The sequence below is a fragment of the Thermomonospora cellulosilytica genome, from assembly GCF_014138835.1.
In the GTDB taxonomy this organism is placed as follows: Bacteria; Actinomycetota; Actinomycetes; order Streptosporangiales; family Streptosporangiaceae; genus Thermomonospora; species Thermomonospora amylolytica.
Genome location: NZ_JACJII010000001.1, coordinates 1086464 through 1108992, shown reverse-complemented (window position 1 = coordinate 1108992; position 22529 = coordinate 1086464). Strand labels below are relative to the sequence as shown.

Sequence of the window (22529 nt, the reverse complement as noted above, 5' to 3'; positions counted from 1 at the left end):
CGAGGTGGGGCGGCTGGAGCTGGTCCCTCCAGCCGCCCCGGTTCTCTCCCCAACCAGTGCAGAAGTGAAGAGGTGAACAAGCGTATGGCGTGGGAGTTCCGCAAGGTCAAGCCGGGCGACAACGTCGCCGTAGAAGCCCAACGGGATCCGTTCGCGGCGCCGAAGTGGGCGCCGCCGGTCTGGCACATGCCCGAGGGCCTGGTCCTGCTGGTCAACCTGCTGCGCATCCTGGCCCGCGCGGTGGTGTTCTGCCTGCGCCACCCCCTCGTCTTCGGGGCCGTGGTGGTGGCCGGCTGGCTGGCTTGGCGGTACGGCTGGCACGTGCCCGCCCTCGTCGGCGTCCTGGTCGCGGTCGGCCTGGGCGTGTGGGCGGCGGTGGATCGGGCCTCGTTCGTGCGCCGGGTCTACCGTCCGGCGTGGTCGCGGTGGCGGGGCTGGTGGGTGTACCGGCGGCACTGGCAACCGGTCCTCGTCACCGCCGGACTGACCAAGACCCACCGTGGCCGCGAGTACCTGCCGACCCTGCGGCGCATCGAGTGCGGCCCGGCGTCGGATCGGCTGCTGGTGCAGATGCTCAAGGGGCAGGCTCCCGACGCCTGGGAGAAGGTCGCCCCGAATCTGGCGCACGGTTTCGGCGCGACCCTGGTCCGGGTCCGTGACGGGGATCGGCCCGGCCGGATCTGGCTGGAGTGCGTCCGCGTTGATGCCCTGGCCGCGCCGATTCCGGCGCTGCCGATCCCGGACGCGGCGGCGGTGGACCTGCGGGCGGTGGAGATCGGGCGTCAGGAGGACGGCTCGCCGTGGCGGCTGCGGCTGCTGGGAACCCACGTTCTCGTCGCCGGGGCCACCGGGTCGGGCAAGGGCTCGGTGCTGTGGTCGGTGATCCGCGCCGTGCTGCCGCTGATGGTCGCCGGGCTGGTCGAGGTCTGGGCCATCGACCCCAAACGGATGGAACTCTCGTATGGCCGCCCGTTGTTCGAGCGGTTCGGCCACTACTCCTCCGACCCTGGCGGTGGCATGGTCGCCCTGTTGGAGGAGGCGGCGGCGGACATGAACGCCCGCGCCGACCAGTTCGCCGGCCACACCCGCACGTTCGTCCCCTCGGTGGAGCATCCGTTCCGGCTGATCGTGGTGGATGAGCTGGCGTTCCTGACCGCCTACAGCCCCGAACGCGACCTGCGCAAGCGGGCCGAATCCGCGTTGGCCATCCTCACCTCGCAGGGCCGGTCGGTGGGTTACTGCGTGCTCGGCGCCCAGCAGGACGCCCGCAAAGAGGTCAACAACCTGCGGAACCTGTTCCCGGACCGGATCGCGCTGCGGCTGGATGAGGACGAACAGGTGGACATGGTCCTGGGCGACGGGGCACGGGACCGGGGCGCACTGGCCGACCAGATCTCGACCGTTCCGGAGGTCGGGGCCGGCGTCGGGTTCGTCCGGCTGGAAACGAGTCCGGACCCGGTGCGGGTACGCGCGGCGTACGTCTCGGACGAGGACATCCGGCAGATGGTCGCCTACGCCCTGTCGGGTGGCACCTACCGGCCGGAGGCCGCATGACGGCGGAGACTGCTCCGGCTCCGGTGAAGACGCTGGCCCCGCTGGCGCGGGAGGTCGTCAAGGCGGTGGCGGTCGAGCACGGGGTGTGCATCCGGCCGGTCCCGATGCGGCGGGTCAACCTGACCACCGGCGAGAGCGAACGCTTCGACGTGCCCTGCGGGCACACCCTCGCCTCGGTCTGCCCCTCGTGCGCCGAACGCAAGCGCAAACTCCGCGCCGTCCAGTGCGCCCAGGGCTGGCACCTCGACACCGAACCCGTCATCGAGCGGGCCGACCCGGATGCCGAACAACGCCACCTGATGCAACTGCGCGCCCAGGCCCAGGCCCGGCGGGATGCGGTCGAGGCGGGCGGACCGGACGAGCATGGGGACCTTGCCTGGTGGGACGGGCTGCTGCTGGAACTCGATCGGGAGATCGAACGCACCGGCGTCGCGGGCAGGCTCCGCACCGGCGACCAGCGCTCCCGGCGGACCCGCTCCACCCGCCGCCGCCAAGACGTGCCCGACCTGCCCCGCCGGCCAGTCGAAAACCGGACGGTCGGGCGGACGTTCCTCGGCAAGGGTGGCCGAACGTTCCGGCCGTCGATCTTCCTGACCCTCACCCTCGACAGCTACGGCAAGGTGCGGGCGGACGGCACCCCGGTGGACCCGGCCACCTACGACTACCGGCGGGCGGCCAGGGACGCGCTGCACTTCTCCAAGCTCATCGACCGGTTCGTGCAGAACCTGCGCCGCTTCGTCGGCTACGACGTGCAGTACTTCGCCACCGTGGAGCCGCAACGCCGGCTGGCTCCGCATCTGCACATGGCCATTCGCGGCACCATCTCCCGCGCCGACCTCCGGCGGGTGGCGGCGGCCACCTACCACCAAGTGTGGTGGCCGTCCACCGACACCGTCGTCTACCCGAACGGGCGGCTTCCCGTCTGGGACGCGGCGGCCGGTGACGACGGGGCGGGTGGCTACGTGGACCCGGACACCGGGGAGGTGCTGCCCACCTGGGATGACGCCCTGGACGCGATCTGGGAGGACCCGGACGCCGAGCCGCTGCACGTGGTCCGCTTCGGCCCCCAGATCCACGCCGAGGGGGTGTTGGCGGACACTCCGGACGCGCGGCGCTGCATCGGCTACCTGACCAAGTACCTGGTCAAGAACGTCGCCGAATGCCACACCGCCGAGACCGAAGCCCAGCGCGCGCACGTCGACCGGCTGGCCGACGCCCTGCGGTATGAGCCGTGCTCCCCGACGTGCGCGAACTGGCTGCGCTACGGCATCCAGCCCAAGAACCCCCGGCCCGGCCTGGTCCCCGGCTTCTGCAAGGGCAAGGCCCACCGCCGTGAACACCTCGGCTACGGAGGCCGGCGCGTCCTGGTCTCCCGCAAGTGGTCCGGCAAGACCCTGGCCGACCACAAGGCCGACCGCAAAGCCTGGGTCCTCGCACGCCTCGCCGAAGCCGGCATCCCCGTGGCCCGGCCCGATGACGCGGACGGCGTCTACGCCTGGGAACGCGCCGGACCCGGCGACCCGGACGTCAGACCGCTGGATGAACGGCTGCTGCACCTGATCGACGAACGCATCCAACGACGACGGCAACTCGACCAAGCGACACAGATGGCCACTCAACTTTCGGCAACTCCGGAGGCAGCGTGACCAGCAACCCCCCGAAGACCAACCCTCTCCCGCCCGGTGATCGGCTGCTGACCGTGGCGGAGGCGGCTGAACTGCTCAACACTTCCGAGCGGTTCCCTCGGCGGCTGATCGCGGAGCGGCGGATCCGGTTCGTTCGGCTCGGTGAGGAGGGCAAGCGCGGGCATGTCCGCATCCCCGAGTCGGCGCTTCGTGAGTTCATCGCCGGCGGTGTGGTGGAGCCTCTGACGGCGTCCGATGTCTGGAGGGCGGCCTGATGGCCAACAGGGCGGGCCACCGGCGTTTCGGCAATATCCGCAAGCTGCCGTCAGGGCGCTACCAAGCCCGGTATCCGGGGCCGGACGGCAAGATGCGTACCGCTCCCAGCACGTTCGCCACCAAGGGCGACGCTGATCGGTACCTGACCCTTGTCGAGGCGCAGATTCTCAACGGGGAGTGGACGGACCCGGACCGAGCAAAAGTCAAGCTCGGTGACTACGCCGCGAAGTGGATCGAACAGCGTCCCGGCCTGCGTCCCCGCACGGTGGAGTTGTACGAGCGGCTGTTGAGTCGGCACATCGCGCCCCACCTGGGCGGCATCGCGCTCGGCAAGCTCAGCACTCCCATGATCCGGGAGTGGCGTATGACGCTGCTCAGTGAGGGCGTGTCGGCTTCGGTGACCGCCAAGGCGTACCGGCTGCTGCGCGCGGTCCTGACCACGGCGACCGAAGACGACCGGATCATCCCACGCAACCCGTGCCGAATCCGCGGTGCCGGTGATGAAAAGCCGGATGAGCGGCCGGTGCTGACCGTTCCCCAGGTGTTCGAGCTGGCGGACCGGATCGGCCGGCGGCCGGTCGGCAATGTCCGCAAGCTGCCCTCGGGTGCCTACCGGCTGCGCTACCAGCTCCCGGACGGATCGACCATGCGCGCCTTCCCGACCACCTTCACGAGCAAGGCGGCGGCCGAACAGATGCTCTCCGAGCTGGCCGACAAGGGGGAGGCGAACGTTCGCCGTGATGATCGGTTCCGGGCGTTGGTCCTGCTGGCCACGTTCGCGAGTCTGCGTTGGGGTGAGGCGGTGGCGCTCCAGCGTCAGGACATCGACCTGGCGGCCCGGACGGTGACGGTACGGCGGCAATACCTGGAGATGGACTCCGGGGACCTGGTGCTCGGGCCGACCAAGTCCCGTGCCGGTGCCCGTACCGTCGTCTTCCCGGCGGGCATCGTTCCGGCAATACGCGATCACCTCGACCGGTACACCGCCGACGATCCGGCGGCGCTGGTGTTCACCGGGGCGAACGGTGGTGTGCTGCGGCGGGGCAACTTCCGGCGGGCGTCCCGGTGGGGTGAGGCGGTGGCGGCGCTCGGCGTCCCGGGCCTGCACTTCCACGACCTGCGGCATACCGGCAACACGATCGCCGCTCGGAGCGGTGCGAGCCTGCGGGACCTGATGCGCCGGATGGGTCACGACTCGGTGCGGGCGGCGCTGATCTACCAGCACGCCACGTCGGAGGCGGACAAGGCCATCGCGGCATCGCTGGACGCCCAGATCGAGGCGGCGGCGGTCGCTGACGGTGACGGTGACGGTGATGAGGACGGCGCGGCCGGTGTGCTGGCGCCGGTGGGCTAATGGCACGTTAATGGCACGAACGCCCCCGTCCATGATCCGGATGGGGGCGTTGTCGCAGGTGGAGCCTAGGGGATTCGAACCCCTGACACCCGGCTTGCAAAGCCGGTGCTCTGCCAACTGAGCTAAGGCCCCCTGGTTCTCGCGGTCGGGGTCGTGAGCTGGAGAACCGCGATCGATCGTACACCGTGAGGCGGCTGACCGGGGCGGAGGCGGGTGGTGGGGAGAGGGAGAACGATGTGGCGGCAGAGTCCGAGTTGCCGGATTCTACTGACAGGTCACCCGCTGTGGCCGGATGATGGCCGGGAGGTGTGCCGCATGTAGTTCGCGCGGCCGAGGGGCGTACCGGTCGACACAGGCGTGTTCCGGCTGCCGCTGGGCACATCGTATCGGGCGTTTGGCCCCTGAGGACAGGGCGGCATGTCGCGCCGGTCCGCTCGTCGCGCGCCGTGCCGCCGAACCCCCCGACATCAGGAGAACGAAAGAATGCCCCAGACCAACGAGTCGCAGGGCTCGGAGGAGATCCTGCACATGGACAAGGTGGACGTCCATCCGGACGCCCACCGGGCGACCGAGCCGGACGAGGAACAGGTCCTGCGGGAGCTGTACGGCGAGCCCGACGCGGACGGGTTCTTCCGCGGCGAGGAGGTGGCCGGCTGATGGGCACCGCAGCAGGGATGCTGGCGGCCGCCCGCGCCGACATCGGGCTGGCCGGCCGCCCCAACAGGATCACCCGGGACTACGCGGCACGGCACGGCAACGACTTCCTGTCCGCCCCGTGGTGCGACATGGCCGTCACCTACTGGGCGCGCAAGAGCGGCAACCGGGCCGCCGTCCTGCCCGGGGGCGACCGCGCCTACACGGTGTGGCACGCCCAGGACTTCCAGAAGATCGGCCGCTGGCACAGCGGGACCGTGGCCAACCTCAACCGCGCCAAGCCGGGGGACATCGTGTTCTTCGACTGGGGCGAGTCCAACACGATCGGCGCCATCGACCACGTCGGCATCATCGAGAAGGTGCTCGGCGACGGGCGCGTGCAGACCATCGAGGGCAACACCGGGGACGCGGTCCGCCGCCGCATCCGGTCCGCCGCGGTGATCGCCGGCTACGGCCGGCCCGCGTACGGCGCCGACGACTACAAGTGGAACGGGAAGGTGCCGGCGGGCGAGCCGGTGCTGTCCAGGGGCGACGAGGGCGACAGGGTCCGCGACCTGCAGAGCGCCCTGCTCAAGGCCGGATACAAGCTGCCCCGCTACGGCGTGGACGGCCAGTTCGGCGACGAGACCGAGGCCGCCGTCAGGCAGCTCCAGGCCGACCACCCCGACATCGTCTCCGAGGTCACCGGCAGGTACGGGCCGCAGAGCGCCGTGGCCCTGGCCAGGAAGCTGGGCCAGGAGCCGCCGCAGCCCGCCCCGAGCAAGCCCGCGCCCGAACCGTCCACCCCGCCGGCGTCCGCGCCGCCGTGGCCCGGCCGGTACATCACCCAGCCCCCGGTGATGACCGGGGACGACGTCCGCCGCTGGCAGGCCCGGATGGCCGAGCGCGGCTGGCGGATCACGGTGGACGGGGCCTACGGGCCGCGTTCGGAGGAGGTCTGCCGGGCGTTCCAGGAGGAGAAGGGCCTGGAGGTGGACGGGGTCGTCGGCCCGGAGACCTGGCGGCTGACCTGGGAGGCGCCGATCGACTGAGGCACCTTCGAGCCGCGCGCCACCCATCCAGGTCCCGGTGCGAGCGCCGGGGTCTGGATGGGTGCAGGCGTGGAACGGCCGGTGGATCAGCCTCACCGGCAAGGCGTCGTCACAGTTGCACGGCCCGTACGGCGGACCGGCGCGTCCGTGCGCGCCCACCGTCCGTGAACGGGCCGTCCGTCATGCGGATGCCGGGGCGTCCCCCGAGCAGGGTCAGCTGTCGGAGGACGTGGCCTCGGTCCACAGGTCCAGCTCGGCGCGGTCCTGCTGCAGGCGACGCCACACGACCAGCCCGCCGAGAGCGATGACAGCGAGAACGATCAGCTTCTTCACGGTGCGGACCCCTTCACCTCGACAATGCCGGCCCGGGATGGCAGGAGAGCGCTTCCACGGGCTCTCCGCAGCCTAGCAACCGGGACGGGCGTCTCCGCACCCCGTGGCCCAATTTCACCCCACGTGCCGGGCTTCCCATGGTCAGCGAGTGTGGAATGCCTGATCAGGGGCGATAACGGGACTGTTGCCGACGCGAAGGTCAGGAAGTCCCATGGGCGTGCAGGACGACTTCGACCTCTGGGAGTCCGAGCTGCGGGGCCTGCTCCCGCCCTCGCCCGACCCCCTGGACACCGGTGCGCCCGTTCCCCCTCCGCTTCCGGCCCGGCCCAAGCCGGAGAACGCTCCGGACGCCCCGGTGGACGACTCCACCGATCGCCGTCCGGGCGGCCGGGCCCTCCTGGCGGTCTCCGCCCTGCTCGGCGGCGGCTGCGCCCTGCTGTTCTACCTGGGTGGAGAGGCCCTGGGCGCCGTCGTCCTGGTCCTGTGCGCCCTCATCCTCCTTCTCTGGCGCATCGGCTGGTGAGCCGGCCGGCTCCAGCGGTACGTGGCGAACGGGCCGGACGGAATGCGATCATCGCGCCCATGGACGTGCGAGGTGCCAGGGTGTTGCTGACCGGGGCCACCGGAGGGATCGGGCAGGCGCTGGCCCTCGCGTTCGCCGAACGCGGGGCGAGGCTGGTCCTCACCGGACGCCGCACGGACGTGCTGGAGCCCCTGGCCGAACGCGTCGGCGGTGAGGCGGTGGCCGCCGATCTGGCCGACCGCCGGGCCGCCGAAGCGCTGCTCGACCGGGTCGGCGAGATCGACGTCCTGATCGCCAATGCGGCGCTGCCCGCGTCGGGGGAGTTGTCGGGCTTCACCGTGGAGCAGATCGACCGGGCCCTGGACGTGAACCTGCGCGCCCCGATCGTTCTGGCCAGGCAGGCGGGTGCGGCCATGGCCGAACGGGGGCGCGGGCACCTGGTGTTCATCTCGTCGCTGGCGGGCAAGTCGGCGTCCGCCGGGGCCTCGCTCTACAACGCGACCAAGTTCGGGATGCGCGGGTTCGCCCTGGCCCTCCGCGAGGAGCTCCGGCCGCACGGCGTCGGCGTCTCCACCGTCTTCCCCGGCTTCATCCGCGACGCCGGCATGTTCGCCGACGCCGGTGTCACCCTGCCCCGCGGCATCGGCACTCGTTCCCCCGAGGACGTCGCCCGCGCAACGCTCCACGCGGTGGAACGCAACCGGGCCGAGGTCGACGTGGCGCCCCTCGCACTGCGCGCAGGCGCCTTGATCGCCCAGTTGTCCCCCGGCCTGAACGCCTGGGCCCAGCGACGCGCCGGCGGCACCCGCATCACCGCCGCCCTGGCCGAGGGCCAACGCGACAAACGCTGAACGCCCCCACCTTGAGGTCCGTCCAGTGGATCTCACGTGGGCGGATATGCCGCATCGGGCGTTCTGTCCGCCGAGTGCCTCCAGCGGTTTCCGGCGTCCTCCGCTCGCTGCCGCCGCCCGAGCGCGGCACCTGCGAGATCCGCCGGCCACGGCCGCCGTGCGGGCATTTCAGCGATACGGCCCGGCGGGGCGGATGTTCCACGTGGAACCTTGCGGTCAGCGGTGGGACGGGTCGGCCGGGGAGGGGTCGGCGACGGGCACGGGGACCTCCGCCGGGGCGGGGGGTTCCGCGGGTTGCCTGGTCATGGCCAGGATCGAGCCGCCGAGAATGAGGACGGAGGCGAGCACGATGGTGAGGGTGAGGGGTTCGCCGAGGAGGACGACCCCGGCCAGCACCGCCACCGCCGGGTTGACGTAGGTGAAGACCAGCGCCCGGGCCGGACCGACCTCCCGGATCAGGGCGAAGAAGATCACGAACGCCAGCGCCGTGCAGATCACCGCCAGGCCCGCCAGCGCCGCCAGGACACGGCCGGAGGGCATGGCGTCCGGCCAGGTGGCGGCGGCCGGGCCCGCGTACAGCAGGGCGCCGAACGTCAGGCAGGCCGCGGTCATCGGCAGGCCGGGCACGTCCGCCAGGCGCCGCGCGACCAGCAGCGGGCCCAGGGTGTATCCGCAGGCGGTCAGCAGGACCTCGATGATCGCCCAGGTGTCCCCGCCGCGCAGTTCGGGTGCGGCCAGCACGGCGACGCCGGCGAGCCCGATCACCAGGCCCGTCCACCGCCGGCCGTCGATCCGTTCCGAACCGCCGGTCAGCCGCCCCGCCAGCACCGCCATGATCGGCGTGACCGCGATCAGCAGCCCGGTCATCGAGCTGGTCAGCCGGCGTTCGGCGTCCGACAGCAGCCACCAGGGGACGATCATCTCCAGCATGGCGAAGGCGGCCAGCATCGGCCAGTGCCGCCGGACCATGTCCCGCAGCCCGCGCGCCCCGACCGACCGCAACACCAGCGGCAGCAGCACCGCGGCCCCGACCGCGAACCGCGCGAACACCAGCACCGGCACCGAGACGCCGCCCTCCACGACGACCTTGATCATCAGGTACGGAACGCCCCAGATCACGCTCATCAGCGCGAACAGCACCCAGCCTCGGCGGCTCACGGTCCTCCCCGATCAGACGGTGCCGCCCGGCGGACGGCACGACGCACGCATACCCATGACCCGGGCAGCCCGACCCACCGTCGCCCGATCCGTCCCCAATGTCTTGAACGTCGTTGCGCCCCTCCGCCGGCCCGCGCTCCCCGCCCCCGAATCACCGGGCCCCGAAGGTCCGGCCGGGCTCGCTCTCTCCGACCCGGCAGCCGCGAAGACCCAGGCCGTGTCCGGCGGATCTTGTGGGGCGCTCTCCGGGTGGCGACAACGAGCGGAGGCCGCCCGGTGCGGTGCACCCGCCGGCACCGGGATCCACCGGACATGCCCTGGAGCCCGTCCGGTGGATCTCGGCGGCGGCCAGGACGCCGCACTGGGTCCTAGTCGAAGGATGCCGGTGCCGAGGGGCACGGCGTGCCGGGGGTGATGCCGGCGCGGAAGGTGCCGGGGGTCACGCCGAGGACCTTGCGGAACCAGCGGGTCAGGTGGGCCTGGTCGGCGAAGCCGGTGAGGGCGGCGGCGTCCGCCGGGCGGTGGCCGCGTTCCAGCAGGAGGCGGGCCTGGTGGACGCGGTACTGGGCGAGCCAGGCGTACGGGGGCATGCCCATGGCGTTCCGGAACGCGCGGAGCACCTGGTAGCGCGACATCTGCAGGGCGGTGGCGATCTCGGCGAGGGTGGGCGGGTCGGTGACGTCGGCCGAGAGGCGTTCCATGACGGCGGTGGCGATGCGCCGGCAGTCGCGCGCGTCCCGCCGGGGAACGGGTCGCACCCAGGTGGCATGGCGGTGGACCAGGTCGCTCAGCACCGACAGCAGCCTGATCTCGCCCTCCAGGGGATCGTCGCCCCTGGTCAGCGTTCTGTGCGCCTGGCGGAGGCGTTCGGCCAGCCCGGGATCGGCGATGATCGGATCGCGGAAGTGCGGCGGCCGTTCCGCCGGCTGGCCCGCGCCGTCCAGCAACAGCGAACCGGCCGGGTAGGCGACCCGGTACGCCATGCCGCCGTCGATCGCGGGCCCTCCGGTGTGCGGCTCGTCCGGTTCGATGACCACCAGGCTGCCGGGGTCGGAGTAGTGGCGTTCCCCTCGGTAGCGGATGACCTCGACCCCGTCGGTGCACGCCCCGATCGCGTACTCGGCATGGGTGTGCGGCGCGTAGTGGCTCCTGCCGAGGCGTATCGCCATCAGGTCGAGAGGCTCCCCCTGGATGCCCTCGATCCGTTTCCAGACCGCACGGTCCACCGGTGCGCCCATACAGCTCCCCTCGACCTTGGCCCAAGCTATCCCCGCCCTATGACAATCCGCCTCTCGACCAGACCGGACGCGGCACGCATCACCGGCACACGACGGCTCCGTGCGTCCCGCTCGTGGGCCTTCGCCGGCCGGACCGGGGGTACGGCCGTTGCTTCGGGTGCGCGGTGCCGGGAAGGGTGGCCGGGAGGCGGCGGGGAGAATGGGGCGGTGATGTCACGAGGAGGTGCGTATGACCGAGCAGCCGGCCGCGGCCAGTGGTGAGTTCGCGCTGGGCGGCGCCCTGCCGGTGAACCGGCTGGGCTTCGGGGCGATGCGGATCACCGGGCCCGGGGTGTGGGGAGAGCCGGAGGATCGGGACGAGGCCCTCCGGGTGCTGCGGCGGGCCGTCGAGCTGGGCGTGAACCTGATCGACACGGCCGACTCCTACGGGCCGTTCGTCAGCGAGGACCTGATCGCCGAGGCGCTGTACCCGTACCCGGACGGCCTGGTGATCGCCACCAAGGGCGGGTTCACCCGGCAGGGGCCGGGCATCTGGCAGCCGGTGGGGCGGCCGGAGTACCTGCGGCAGTGCGTGGAGATGAGCCTGCGGCGGCTGAAGCTGGAGCGGATCGACCTGTACCAGTTGCACCGGATCGATCCGAAGGTGCCGCTGGAGGACCAGATCGGCGTACTGCGCGACATGCGGGACGAGGGCAAGATCCGCTACATCGGCCTGTCGGAGGTCGACGTGGAGCAGATCGAGGCCGCCCGCGCGATCGTCGACATCGTCAGCGTGCAGAACCTCTACAACCTCACCCAGCGCGACCACGAGCCGGTGCTGGAGCACTGCGAGAAGCACGGCATCGGGTTCATCCCCTGGTTCCCGCTGGCCACCGGCAAGCTCGCCGCCCCCGGCGGGGCGCTGGACAACGCCGCCGAACGCCACAACGCCACCCCGGCCCAGATCGCCCTGGCCTGGCTGCTGCACCGCTCCCCGGTCATGCTCCCGATCCCCGGCACCTCCAAGGTCGCCCACCTGGAGGACAACCTCGCCGCCGCCACGATCTCCCTCGTCCCTGAGGAGGTCGACCGCCTGTCCTCCCTCGCCTGACCCGTACGACCGGACCCGGCCGGCCGCCACGCGATGGCCGGCCGGGTCCGCCGCCGAAGACCGCCCGCGGAACGGCGACGCCGCTCAGGAACGGTCGGCCGTCCCGTGGTCAGGCCGTGAGGGGTTCGTCGGCGAGGTACGGCGGGGCGGGGTCGTACTGGATCTGGCGGCGGACGGCGCGGGCGTGGTCGCGGCCGTGCAGGCGGCCGACGAGCCACAGGGCGCTGTCGATCCCGGCGGACACGCCCTGGCTGCTGACCAGGTTCCCGTCCACGACGTAGCGGGCGTCGCGCACGACGGTGACCTCGCCCCGAGCCTCCAGGGCGTCCTCGTACTCCCAGTGCGTGGCCATGCGCCGCCCGCGCCCCGGCCCCGCCGCGTGGACGAGGAACGCGCCGGTGCACACGCTGCCGACCCAGGCGGCCCGCTCGGCGGTCGCGGCGATCCACCCGGTCACCGCCGGGTTGTACGGCTGGACCTCCCGGGCGCCCCGGCCGCCCGGGACCAGCAGCACGTCGATCGGCGGATGGTCGTCCAGGGTGTGGTCGGGCAGGACCCGCAGGCCCTTGGCGCAGCGTACGGGCTCGGGCCGCTCGGCGATGAGCACCGCCGTGTCGGCGCCGCCGCGCAGGACCGACGAGGTGGTGAACACCTCCCAGGGGCCGGCGAAGTCCAGCTCCTCGGCGTCGTCGAAGAGCAGCAGGCCATAGGTGGTCATGGGGGCTCACTTTCTGAGGGTCGACCGGAAGCGGTCGCGGTAGTCGGACGGGGCGACGCCCAGATGCCGGTGGAACGTGCGCCGCAGGGTCTCGGCCGTGCCGAAACCGCACCGGCGCGCGATCGCCTCGACGGGGTCGTCGCCTTCGGACAGCGCCCGCCGGGCCGCCTCCACCCGGACCCGCTCGACGTAGGCGCCGGGCGGGACGCCGAGCTCCGCGGTGAACCGGCGCTGCAGGTGCCGGGGGCTGAGCCCGGCACGACCGGCCAGGTCGGTGATGCCGTGCCGCGCCCCCGGATCGGCGTGGATCGCCGCCACCGCGGCGCGGATCGGGTCGCTGGACGGCTGCGCCGACCACAGGGCCACGCTGAACTGCGACTGGTCGCCGGGGCGGCGCAGGAACATCACCAGGTGGCGGGCGACCGTCAGCGCGACCTCCCGCCCCAGGTCGTCCTCCACCAGCGCCAGCGCCAGATCCATCCCGGCGGTCACCCCGGCCGACGACCACACCCGCCCGTCCCTGACGAAGATCGGATCGACGTCGACCCGCAGGTCCGGATGCTCCCGGGCGAGCTGCCGCGCACGGGCCCAGTGCGTCGTCACCCGGCGCCCGCCGGCCAGGCCCGCGGCGGCGAGCAGGAAGGCCCCGCTGCACACCGAGGCGACCCGGCGGGCCCCGGCCCCGGCGGCGGAGATCCAGGCGACCAGCTCAGGATCGTGCCGGGCCCGGTCGACTCCCGATCCACCGGCCACGACGAGCGTGTCCACACCGCCGGCGTCCAGCTCGGCCACACCGTGCGCGGCGTGCACCGGCAGGCCGCTCTCGGTCCGCACCGGTCCCGGGCGGGACGCCACGACCTGGCAGGCATAGCCTCCCGCGAACCGGTCCGCGTGCTGGAACACCTCGTACGGGCCGACCAGGTCGAGGGACTGGAATCCGTCGAAGATCACGAAGACGACGCGGCGCTGATCCACGCCTCCACCCTCGGGGCCCACCGCCGATGGCGTCAACGACACGCATCCCACAGATCACGCCATCCGAAGCCCGCCGCCCGCGAACGCGTCCGCAAGGGTTCAGTGGTGGCCGCCGTGGATGGTGCGGGGCACCTGGTGTTCGGTGCCGGGCTGGACGATCACGAACTGGCCCATCATGCCGGAGTCCTCGTGCCGCAGGATGTGGCAGTGGTACATGTACGGGGAGGCGGGGTCGGTGTGGTGGCCGAACTGGACGGCCAGCCGCACGGTCGACTTCGACGGTACGTACACGGTGTCCTTGTGGCCGCTCGCGTACGCCGGTGGCGGTGATCCCTTCACGTCCAGCACCCGGAACGCCACCTCGTGGATGTGGAAGTTGTGGGCGTAGACGTTGTTCTCGATCTCCCAGATCTCGACGGCGCCCGCGGGCACCACCTCGTCGATCCGGGTCATGTCCATCTCCCTGCCGTTGATGGCGTCGTGGCCGTTGAGCCGGAAGCGGCGTACCCGGGCGCCCGGGGGAGGCTGGATCGGGGTGAGGTCGGCCAGCCGGCCCGGCACGGCGGGAGAGCTCTCCAGCCGCGATGCCGCGACGATCTTCAGCAGGTCCAGGTCGCCCTCGTCGATGTCGGCGTCGCCGCCGAAGCTGCGCAGGACGACCTGTTCCCCGGCGGTGAAGGCCACGACGATCTCGGCCCGCTCACCGGGGGTCAGGGACAGCCTGTCCACCGTGACCGGGGCGGCCAGCAGCCCGGCGTCGTTGCCGACCACGTGGAACCGGCGCCGGTCGGCGAACCCGACGTGGTACATCCGGGCGTTGGACCCGTTGAGGATCCGGAACCGCACCCGCTCGGTCCGCACCCGCAGGAACGGGTCGTACGTCCCGTTCACCAGGATGTGGTCGCCCAGGATGCCGAACGTGCCCTTGAGCGGGTCTCCGCTGAACGACGCGCCGTCCCGGGCGAATTTCTTGTCCTGCAGGATCAGCGGAATGTCGTCGACACCGTATTCGGACGGCAACTCCGGGCGTTCGTCGTCGTCGACGATGAACATGCCGGCCAGACCGCGGTAGACGTGCGCCGCCGTGCTGCCGTGCGGATGCGGGTGGTACCACGAGGTGGCCGCGGGCTGGTCGATGGTCCACTGCGGCGTCCAGGTGGCGCCCGGCTCGATCTGCTGGTGGGGGCCGCCGTCCATCCTCGCCGGCAGCCGCATCCCGTGCCAGTGCACCGTGCCGGCCTCTCCCAGCCGGTTGGTCACCGCCATCTGGACGGTGTCCCCGCGGGCCGCGCGGAGCGTGGGCCCGAGGAACGTTCCGTTGAACCCCCAGGTGGCCGTCTGCACGCCCGGCAGGATGCCGGTCCGGCCCTGCTGCATGGTGAGCGCGAATTTCCGCACACCGTTCTTGTCGCGCTCGGGCTGGAGCAGCGGCGGTATGCGCAGCGGATTGCGGAACGTCAGTTTCTCCGCGTTCCGGGACGCGGATCCGGAGTCCGATCCGGATCCGCAGGCCGCGGTGAGGGTCGACAGCGCGGTGATGGAAAGAAAACGTCGACGAAGCACAACTGATCATCTTCGCGAGCAGCGCCGACGAAGGCAACATCATCGGATTTTCTTCACATTTCATCCCGGCGGGAATATCCGGCCCGAGCGGCCCGGCGCCGGGCGGGGCACGGCTGATCGCGCCGGCGCGCTCCCTGGACCGGCCATGGTTCCCCGGCCGGTCGCGCGCGGGACTTCCGGATCCGCGCTCAGCCGGTGAACAGGCGGGTGACGGCCTCCAGGTCGGCCTCGGTGACGTCGATGACGCCGAGGCGGGCGTACCAGTGGACCCACACCGGTTCGAGTCCCGGGTCGTCGTTGAAGTCGATGGCGGAGATCCGTCCGCGGGCGTGGGCGACGGTGCGTTCCGCCAGGCGCTGGATCTCGGCGGGCGTGCGCCAGCCCACGTTGCGGGCCTCGTCGGTGCCCGGGGCCAGGTCGCCCGTGACGGTGGCGGCGTAGATGCTCCAGTCGTGCCCCGTCCGCCGGCCGGGCGCGACCCGGCGGCGGCAGCGGTTGGGCAGCCACCCGCCGGTCAGCGGCCGCAGCGACACGACCGTCAGCCCCAGTTCCTCGCCGGTCTCCGCCCGCGCGGCGTCCTCCGGGGTGCCGTGGTCGTCCACGTGCCCGGCCGCGGGCGCGATCCCGAACGGGGGCCGTACCCGTTCCAGCATCAGCCGGGCCCCGTCACCGCGGACGATGTCGATCCCGACCGAACGGTGGTCGCACACCGGCCCGCCGGGCGCCGGGGCCTGCGGGAACGGACTGCCGCTCCGGGCCCACTCCTCGGCGGGATGCTCGGTCGAGGCGATCCGCGCCCACCGTGACTGGGCCGTCGACCGCGACACCCCCATGGCCGCCGCCAGCTCCGCGTACGAGGCGCCCCCGGCCCGCAGCGCCCGCAACGCCAGCGCCCGGATCGCCTCCAGCCGGGGCATCAGCCCCTGCTCGATCTGGTACACGGTGTCGGCCTGACGGGCGGCCAGGTCCCCGGCCGTCTCCTCCCGCGACTCCAGCGCCCGCGCCACGTCCGGCGACCCGTCCCACGCTCCGATCCGGATCGCCGCCAAGGCCGCCAGCACCCGCCACAGCTCCCCCGCCATGGCCACCCCGTCGGCCCCCACCAACGCGGCCTGCACATCGTCCAGCCGGATGACGAGATCCTCGCCCCCGTCACCCCGCCGAACCCGCTCCACACCCACGCCCGCCCCTTCCGTCCACCGCCGATGTACGTACCTTCGTACAGGGTATCTGTGCGAAACTTCCTCGGCATCTGGGAACGATCACCTGCTCCCCGGACGGTCCCGCCGGGACACGCGTTGCGCGGACCGGGCACGCTCAGGCCATCGGGAGGCCCTGACGACGGACTTCGGCGCTCCAGTCGTTCGGCCACCGCCCCACAGCACCGGCACCATGCTCGGACGAACGCCTCACCGAGGTGCGGGGGGCCGCCTCAGCCGCGCACCCGGGAGGCGTCGACGCCGAGCACGGCCGCCAGCGCGGGATGCACCCGTCCCGGATCGATCGTGGTGATGGTGTACGCCGCGACCCCGGCCACGACGAAGGGGTCCTCGGCGGCGATCCGTTCGGCGGCGGCACGGTCGATGCCGCAGGCCACGATCACACCGCCCTCGGCCGCGGGCACCGTCTGCCCGGACACCAGGAACGTCCCGGCGCGATGGTGGCGTTCCAGGAACTCGACATGAGCGGCGACGAACGGCTCGGCCTCCTGCTCCGGCCCCGTGTACCGCAGGCACAGCAGATGCAGCATCCGACCTTCCTCATGTGCCCCCGTCATGGGACCCGCCGGAGCGCCCGTGGCGTTCAGGCGGAGAACAGGTGGCGCAGGCGCCAGTGGTTGGCGGCGTGGGCGAGCTCGGCCACCGCGACGGACGTGTCCTCGCCGCGGACGCGCACCCGGTAGATGCGGGCATCGTCGGCGCCACCGTACGCCTTCAGGATCTCGTGGACGGTGTAGCGCGCCCCCCGCCACTCGTAGGCGGTCAGCCTCCCCGAGGAGTCGGTCTCGGCACGGATCGACTCGTTGAACAGATGCCCCATGAGCATCCGACCCTATCGAAGGCTCGAACTGGCATTCGACTGCCGGCGGCCGTGTCGCTCCACTCCCGTTCCCCGAGTCCGGCGGCCTCCGCACGGCACGCCCCACGGACGTCGTCGTTTCCGGCCGGGACGCCGGATCCGCCTCGAACGCGGCCCGGCTCGCACCGCCGGACGCCGTGATCGGCGCGGGCGGCGGGAGCCGGCGGAACGGAACGCGCACCGCCACGAGCGCGACCGCGGCCCGGCCCGGCCCGGCACGATGCGGCGCCCGCCGGATGGCGGGATCACCTCGGCGTCCCGACGTGCACGACGGCGGGCCACCGGCGACGAACCCGGGTGGCCGGAACCGGACGTAACGAAGGACGAGCGGGCGGAGATTCACTGATTCCGCGGGGCTCGGGCGACGGCGAATGGTCGCCGGGAAGTCCAGAAAATGCTATTCTTGTCGATTCGGAGAAGAAAAGCGGACTCCCTTATCCACTTTCATTGTATCACCTGGAGGGGAAATTGTCGAATGCCGAAATGGGACGCGAGCAGGAGTACGTGTCGCGTCTCTACCGGCGGCTCGACGGGCTGCGGCGGGAGGTCTCCGCACGGCTGGCGGGCACGTTGCGGCAGGTCGCAGGAGGACACCAGGGACAGTGGGACCGGGAGGCGGCGGCGTCCCGGTACACCGAACGGCTGGCCCGCCTCGCCGCCGCCGAGCACGGACTGTGTTTCGGGCGGCTCGATCTGCGGGACGGGCGGCGGCGTTATGTCGGGCGGATCGGGCTGCCCGCGGAGGACTCCGCGGGCGAGGACGCCGAGCCGTTGCTCATCGACTGGCGGGCGCCCGCCGCGCGGCCCTTCTATCTGGCCACCGCGCTCGATCCGCACGGCATGACGCGCCGCCGCCACATCCGGACGCAGGGCCGCCGGGTGGTGGAGATCAACGACGAGTTCCTCGACCCCGACGAGGCGCGGCGGACCGGCGAGACCGAACTGACCGGCGAGGCCGCGCTGATGGCCGCGCTCAAGGCCGACCGGACCGGCCGCATGGGCGACATCGTGGCCACCATCCAGGCCGAGCAGGACGCCGTCATCCGTTCCGGCCATCGCGGTGTGCTGGTGGTCCAGGGCGGCCCCGGCACCGGCAAGACCGTGGTGGCCCTGCACCGTACCGCGTACCTGCTCTACACCTACCGCGACCTGCTGGCCAAGCGCGGCGTCCTGGTGGTGGGCCCCAACCCCACGTTCCTGAGCTACATCGAGGACGTGCTGCCCGGCCTCGGCGAGACCGGCGTGCTGATGTCCACGATCGGCGGCCTGTTCCCGGGCGTCGAGGCCGGTGGCGTCGAGCATCCCGAGGCCGCCGCGATCAAGGGCCGTCAGGAGATGGTCGACGTCGTCGCCAGGGCCGTACGCGACCGGCAGCGGGCGCCCGACGAGCCCCTGGAGATCGAGACCGCGCAGGGCACGCTGGTGCTGGACCACGACACCTGCGCGCCGGCCCGCGAACGCGCACGCCGCACCCGCCTGCCGCACAACCTGGCACGGCCGTACTTCGTCGACGCCGTCCTGGACGCGCTGGCCCGGCAGGCCGCCGACCGCCTCAACGAGAGCATCCTGCTGCCCGAGGTCATCGCGGACCTGGATCTGGAGCCCGGCGAGGAGCCGCCCACCGACCTCTTCGACGCCGAGGACGTTGCGGCGATACGCCAGGACCTGCGGCACGACCCCGCCGTTCACGCGGCGCTCGACGAGGTGTGGCCGGAGCTGACCCCGCAGCGGCTGCTCGCCGACCTGTACGCCTCCCCCGAACGGCTCGCCTCCGCCGCGCCCGGTCTCACCGAACGCGAACGCGCCCTCCTGGAACGGGACCCGTCCGCGCCGTGGACCCCGGCCGACGTTCCCCTGCTCGACGAGGCGGCCGAACTGCTCGGCAGGGACGACCGCGCGGAACGGGCCCGGGCCGCCGCCGAGCACCGCCGCCGGGTCGCGTACGCGCAGGGCGTGCTGGACGTGGCGCACGGGTCCCGTTCCATCGACCTGGAGGGCGACGAGGAGGCCGCGCTGACGCCGGGCGATCTGGTGGACGCCGAGACCCTGGCCGCCCGGCACGACGAACGGGACCTGCGGACCACCGCGGAACGCGCCGCCGCCGACCGGACCTGGGCGTTCGGTCATGTGATCGTGGACGAGGCGCAGGAGCTGTCGCCGATGGCCTGGCGGCTGCTGTTCCGCCGCTGCCCGACCCGCTGGATGACGCTGGTCGGCGACCTGGCCCAGACCGGCGACGCGGCCGGCGCGTCCTCCTGGGAACGGGTGCTGGAGCCGCACGTCCCGGGCCGCTGGCGGCTGGAACGCCTCACCGTCAACTACCGGATGCCCGCGGAGTTCATGGACGTGGCGACGCGGGTCCACGCCGAGCTGACCGGCGCCCCGGTGGAGGAGCAGCCCCGTTCGGTACGCCGCATCGGCGAGACCCCGTGGCGTCTGGAGGTCCCCGCCGCCGAGCTCGCCGACCGCCTGAACGCCGTCGTCGCCGACGAGGTCGCCCTCCTGGGGCAGGGCCACCTGGCCGTGATCGTCCCGTCCGGCCGTTCCAAGGCGCTCGCCCACGAGGACCCCGACCTGCGCGAACAGGTGGTGTACCTGACCGTGGCCCAGGCCAAGGGCCTGGAGTTCGACTCCGTCGTCATCGTCGAGCCCGCCGAGATCCTCGCCGAAGGCCCCCGAGGCCCCAACGACCTCTTCGTGGCCCTCACCCGGGCGACCCGCCGCCTGGGCATCGTCCACACCCCCGACCGTCCCCTGCCCGCGCCCCTGGCCGGCCTGCGTTCCCGCTGACCGGCAGTCCCTCGAAGGCCGCCGCGCCGAGCGGTGAACGACCAGCGGCGGCCTCGGGGACGATCGCCCGTCAGCCCGTTCCCGCGGTTCGTCCACCAGTTGATGGCAGGGCGTTGGGGAGGAGCCGCCACCAGGTCAGGCAGCGCCACACCCATTCCAGCGGGCCCTGGCGGAACCGCCGCAGCCACAGCCTGCTGAAGGCGGTCTGGAGGGCGAGGATGGCCAGCGCGGTGCCCGCAGCGGCGGTGACGCGGGGACGTTCGCCGAGGTCGAGCAGGGCGTCGGCGGCCAGTATCAGCGCCGACGCGGTGATGTAGTTGGTCAGCGCCAGCCTGCCCAGCGGTTCGAGGACGAACGACAGGGCTCCGCCGAGGCCGGGGACGCGCAGCAGCATCAGCAGGCCGGTGGCGTAGGCCGCCGCCGTGACCACCCCGGCGGTCGCGGGCAGCGGGGTGTCGAACGCCGCCCCGCCGCCCGCGATCTGCCAGACGTTCAGGGCGATCGCCGCCGCGCCGGTGACCGCGAACACGACCGCCAGGGACCGTCCGCGTTCACCGGCGAGGTCCGGCAGGTCGTACTCGGCGGCGGCCATCCCCAGCAGGAACAGCCCGGGGATCAGCGTGATGCCGCCCTGGTCGATGGCCAGGGACGCGGCGGTGAACGCGATCCCGCAGACCAGCGTGGCCCAGCGGGGCAGCCAGGAGGCCGGCAGGACGACGGCGATCCCGGCGAGGGCGTAGGGGAGCAGGATCTCGTTCGGCTGCAGCATCTGGTGGGCGACGCCGAACAGGACCAGGAACCCGAACCGGGCCAGCAGCACGTCCCGCGGCCGGTCCGACCGCAGCCGCGCCGACCGCAGGAACAGCACCGAGCCGAGCCCGAACAGGAACGAGAACAGCGGGAAGAACCGCTGGTGCAGCAGCGTCTCGTAGACGTGCGCCGCCGGTCCCGGGTCCACCGGGGCGCCCCTGTGGACACCGGTCATGGCGACGATGTTGGGCGGCAGGATCCCGCACAGCGCCAGCCCGCGCACCGCGTCGATCTCGCGGATCCGCTCCGGCGCCGTCATCCCGCGACCGGCTCGACGGTTGTCCACAGCCTTCGCCCGTCGCCCCGCCGACCCACGTTATCCACAGCCTGTGGGTCGTCGGTTTCCACCGCCGCCGACCAGCGCGATGCCCCGGGCGTCCACCGCGTTTCCCCAGGAGAGTCCCCAGATCGAGGCCAGTTGTCCACCCGTGGAAAACGCCCTGGGGACGAATCTGGGGACAACCTCTCCCACCACCTTCGTCCACAGCCTGTGGACAACCTGAGTCCACACCCTCCGACCAGCGGGAAGACCCGTTCACCCACCGGATGTCCCCAGCCCGGTCCCCACGTTGTCCACCCCCGCCATTCAACCGCCCCGCCCCACCGCCGGGCGACCGAGGGTACGGGTGCGCCGGGCCTGGAGGCGGGGTAGGTTCGGGAACTCGACCGGCACCGGGGAGTCGTGTGCAGAGGTACGCGTACGTTCAGTGGACCGAGGCGGGGGAGGCCCGTTCGGCGCGCTGGCGTTCGGAGTCGGGGCTGCCGCCGCCGAAGCGGGTGGTCGTCGCCGACGACCGGACGAAGGCGGACGACGCCTACCGGCTGGCCTGCGAGGGCACCGCGATCCTGTGGCGCGGGGATTTCCACAACGCGCGTCAGCTCCTGCAGGCGATGACCCGGCGCGCCGAACGGTCCCGGCGGCGCCGGCGGTCCGGCCCGGCCCTGGGGGATCCACAGGCGTTCCACCTGCATCGGATGGCGCAGGGGCAGCGGGCGCGGACCCTGGGCATGCTGCTGATCCCGCTCGACGCCGACTACCGCGTGCCGCTGCGCCGGGCCCCCGACCTGCGGGAGGCGTGCCTGGAGGCGTACGGGCCCGCGGACGAGCCGTCGCTGGTGTCCCTGCGCGAACTGCTGGGCCTGATCGGGGCGCACGAGTGGCGCCGCAAGGGCGTGCTGGTGCCGGCGCTGGGCGAGCGGATCCACCCCCACTACGGCGTCTTCTCTCCGGTGCGCGGCGAATACGTGGACCTGGTCGCGCAGGCCCCGCTGCCGGAGGATCCGTCGCCCGCGTTCGACATCGGAACGGGCACCGGCGTGCTCGCCGCCGTCCTGGCCCGCCGGGGCGTGCGCCAGGTGATCGCCACCGACGCCGACCCGCGGGCGCTGGCCTGCGCCCGGGAGAACATCGGACGGCTGGGCCTCGCCGACCGCGTGGAGATCGTCCAGGCCGACCTGTTCCCGCCCGGCCGCCGGGCACGGCTGGTGGTGTGCAACCCGCCGTGGATCCCGGCCAAGGCCACGTCCTCCATCGAGCACGCCGTGTACGACCACGAGGGCCGGATGCTCCACGGGTTCCTCGCCGGGCTGGCCGAGCACCTGGAGCCGGGCGGCGAGGGCTGGCTGATCCTGTCCGACATCGCCGAACACCTCGGCCTGCGGTCCCGTGCGGAACTGCTGGCCGCGTTCGACGCCGCGGGCCTCACCGTGGCCGACCGGCTGGACACCAGGCCCCGGCATCCCAAGGTCCAGGACCCCGACGACCCGTTGCACCTGGCGCGGGCGGCGGAGACCACCTCCCTGTGGCGACTGACCGTCTGATCACGGTGCGTTTATTGAACGTCACTTACCGTTGGTCGCAGGGAGTTGACCGTTCATCGACCGCGTCGCCGTCTCTGTGAACCCGC

General features: G+C 72.5%; 21 protein-coding genes and 1 tRNA gene. 11 read left to right on the top strand and 11 right to left on the bottom strand.

Translation table 11 applies throughout. From position 1 onward, the window contains the following. Positions 1 to 72 precede the first annotated feature (72 nt). Genes HNR21_RS05335 through HNR21_RS34585 form a run of 4 tightly spaced genes read left to right on the top strand, consistent with a single transcriptional unit; the run spans position 73 to position 4809 of the window. On the top strand, positions 73 to 1554 hold the full coding sequence (locus tag HNR21_RS05335) for an FtsK/SpoIIIE domain-containing protein (protein ID WP_312880854.1): 1482 nt from the start codon (positions 73 to 75) through the stop codon (positions 1552 to 1554). After that, a complete protein-coding gene (locus tag HNR21_RS05330) occupies positions 1551 to 3200 on the top strand; it encodes a replication initiator (protein ID WP_182704302.1) in 1650 nt (549 codons plus the stop codon). The genes HNR21_RS05335 and HNR21_RS05330 overlap by 4 nt, the downstream gene beginning before the upstream one ends. Beyond that, complete coding sequence (locus tag HNR21_RS05325) at positions 3197 to 3454, top strand: excisionase family DNA-binding protein (protein WP_182704301.1); 258 nt, start codon at positions 3197 to 3199, stop codon at positions 3452 to 3454. Before HNR21_RS05330 ends, HNR21_RS05325 begins: the two co-directional genes overlap by 4 nt. Then, entirely contained in the window at positions 3454 to 4809 is a 1356-nt protein-coding gene (locus HNR21_RS34585; RefSeq protein ID WP_220500041.1) for a tyrosine-type recombinase/integrase, read from the top strand. The genes HNR21_RS05325 and HNR21_RS34585 overlap by 1 nt, the downstream gene beginning before the upstream one ends. Positions 4810 to 4868: 59 nt before the next feature. Here the strand turns inward: HNR21_RS34585 and HNR21_RS05310 are convergent. Next, a tRNA-Ala gene (locus HNR21_RS05310) sits at positions 4869 to 4941 on the bottom strand. Between the two features lie 351 nt (positions 4942 to 5292). On the opposite strand from HNR21_RS05310, the gene HNR21_RS05305 reads away from it, so the two are divergent. Both HNR21_RS05305 and HNR21_RS35020 read left to right on the top strand, forming a co-directional pair. After that, positions 5293 to 5466 carry an SH3 domain-containing protein gene (locus HNR21_RS05305; RefSeq protein WP_182704300.1) on the top strand — a complete coding sequence of 58 codons (174 nt, stop codon included), beginning with the start codon at positions 5293 to 5295 and terminating at the stop codon, positions 5464 to 5466. Further along, a complete protein-coding gene (locus HNR21_RS35020; protein ID WP_246441969.1) occupies positions 5466 to 6494 on the top strand; it encodes a peptidoglycan-binding protein in 1029 nt (342 codons plus the stop codon). Before HNR21_RS05305 ends, HNR21_RS35020 begins: the two co-directional genes overlap by 1 nt. Positions 6495 to 6707: 213 nt before the next feature. Here the strand turns inward: HNR21_RS35020 and HNR21_RS34580 are convergent, their stop codons facing one another. Then, positions 6708 to 6827 (bottom strand): DLW-39 family protein, encoded by a 120-nt coding sequence (locus HNR21_RS34580; protein WP_233358839.1) that lies wholly within the window; start codon positions 6825 to 6827, stop codon positions 6708 to 6710. A 211-nt stretch (positions 6828 to 7038) separates the two neighbouring features. Here HNR21_RS34580 and HNR21_RS05290 point away from each other — a divergent pair, with 211 nt between their 5' ends. Together HNR21_RS05290 and HNR21_RS05285 are read left to right on the top strand one after the other, a co-directional pair. Next, positions 7039 to 7350: a hypothetical protein gene (locus HNR21_RS05290; protein ID WP_182704299.1), complete on the top strand. Its 312-nt coding sequence runs from the start codon at positions 7039 to 7041 to the stop codon at positions 7348 to 7350. 59 nt (positions 7351 to 7409) lie between these two features. Then, the gene (locus HNR21_RS05285) at positions 7410 to 8201 is read left to right on the top strand and encodes an SDR family NAD(P)-dependent oxidoreductase (protein ID WP_182704298.1); all 792 of its coding nucleotides are present in this window, start codon (positions 7410 to 7412) and stop codon (positions 8199 to 8201) included. Between the two features lie 216 nt (positions 8202 to 8417). Here the strand turns inward: HNR21_RS05285 and HNR21_RS05280 are convergent, their stop codons facing one another. Next, positions 8418 to 9359, bottom strand: coding sequence for a DMT family transporter (locus tag HNR21_RS05280; RefSeq protein WP_182704297.1), 942 nt, complete (start codon positions 9357 to 9359; stop codon positions 8418 to 8420). A 368-nt stretch (positions 9360 to 9727) separates the two neighbouring features. Continuing rightward, the gene (locus HNR21_RS05275) at positions 9728 to 10597 is read right to left on the bottom strand and encodes a helix-turn-helix transcriptional regulator (protein WP_182704296.1); all 870 of its coding nucleotides are present in this window, start codon (positions 10595 to 10597) and stop codon (positions 9728 to 9730) included. A 229-nt stretch (positions 10598 to 10826) separates the two neighbouring features. On the opposite strand from HNR21_RS05275, the gene HNR21_RS05270 reads away from it, so the two are divergent. Continuing rightward, positions 10827 to 11687 (top strand): aldo/keto reductase, encoded by an 861-nt coding sequence (locus tag HNR21_RS05270; protein WP_182704295.1) that lies wholly within the window; start codon positions 10827 to 10829, stop codon positions 11685 to 11687. 109 nt (positions 11688 to 11796) lie between these two features. Here HNR21_RS05270 and HNR21_RS05265 read toward each other — a convergent pair whose 3' ends face one another. The 6 genes from HNR21_RS05265 to HNR21_RS05240 form a co-directional block, all read right to left on the bottom strand. Further along, entirely contained in the window at positions 11797 to 12405 is a 609-nt protein-coding gene (locus HNR21_RS05265; protein WP_182704294.1) for a DJ-1/PfpI family protein, read from the bottom strand. Between the two features lie 6 nt (positions 12406 to 12411). Continuing rightward, positions 12412 to 13380, bottom strand: a complete 969-nt coding sequence (locus HNR21_RS05260; RefSeq protein WP_182704293.1) for a GlxA family transcriptional regulator — start codon at positions 13378 to 13380, stop codon at positions 12412 to 12414. 99 nt (positions 13381 to 13479) lie between these two features. Next, positions 13480 to 14943, bottom strand: a complete 1464-nt coding sequence (locus HNR21_RS05255) for a multicopper oxidase family protein (protein WP_182704292.1) — start codon at positions 14941 to 14943, stop codon at positions 13480 to 13482. Between the two features lie 188 nt (positions 14944 to 15131). Beyond that, entirely contained in the window at positions 15132 to 16118 is a 987-nt protein-coding gene (locus tag HNR21_RS05250) for an NUDIX hydrolase (protein WP_182704291.1), read from the bottom strand. Between the two features lie 257 nt (positions 16119 to 16375). Further along, positions 16376 to 16693: a YciI family protein gene (locus HNR21_RS05245; protein WP_182704290.1), complete on the bottom strand. Its 318-nt coding sequence runs from the start codon at positions 16691 to 16693 to the stop codon at positions 16376 to 16378. Between the two features lie 53 nt (positions 16694 to 16746). Continuing rightward, a complete protein-coding gene (locus HNR21_RS05240) occupies positions 16747 to 16983 on the bottom strand; it encodes a hypothetical protein (protein ID WP_119731509.1) in 237 nt (78 codons plus the stop codon). A 522-nt stretch (positions 16984 to 17505) separates the two neighbouring features. Here HNR21_RS05240 and HNR21_RS05235 point away from each other — a divergent pair. After that, on the top strand, positions 17506 to 19812 hold the full coding sequence (locus HNR21_RS05235) for a HelD family protein (RefSeq protein WP_182704289.1): 2307 nt from the start codon (positions 17506 to 17508) through the stop codon (positions 19810 to 19812). Positions 19813 to 19882: 70 nt separating this feature from the next. Here HNR21_RS05235 and HNR21_RS05230 read toward each other — a convergent pair whose 3' ends face one another. Next, entirely contained in the window at positions 19883 to 20881 is a 999-nt protein-coding gene (locus HNR21_RS05230; protein WP_182704288.1) for a DUF418 domain-containing protein, read from the bottom strand. 425 nt (positions 20882 to 21306) lie between these two features. On the opposite strand from HNR21_RS05230, the gene HNR21_RS05225 reads away from it, so the two are divergent. Next, entirely contained in the window at positions 21307 to 22443 is a 1137-nt protein-coding gene (locus HNR21_RS05225; protein ID WP_312880852.1) for a methyltransferase, read from the top strand. Positions 22444 to 22529 lie beyond the last annotated feature (86 nt).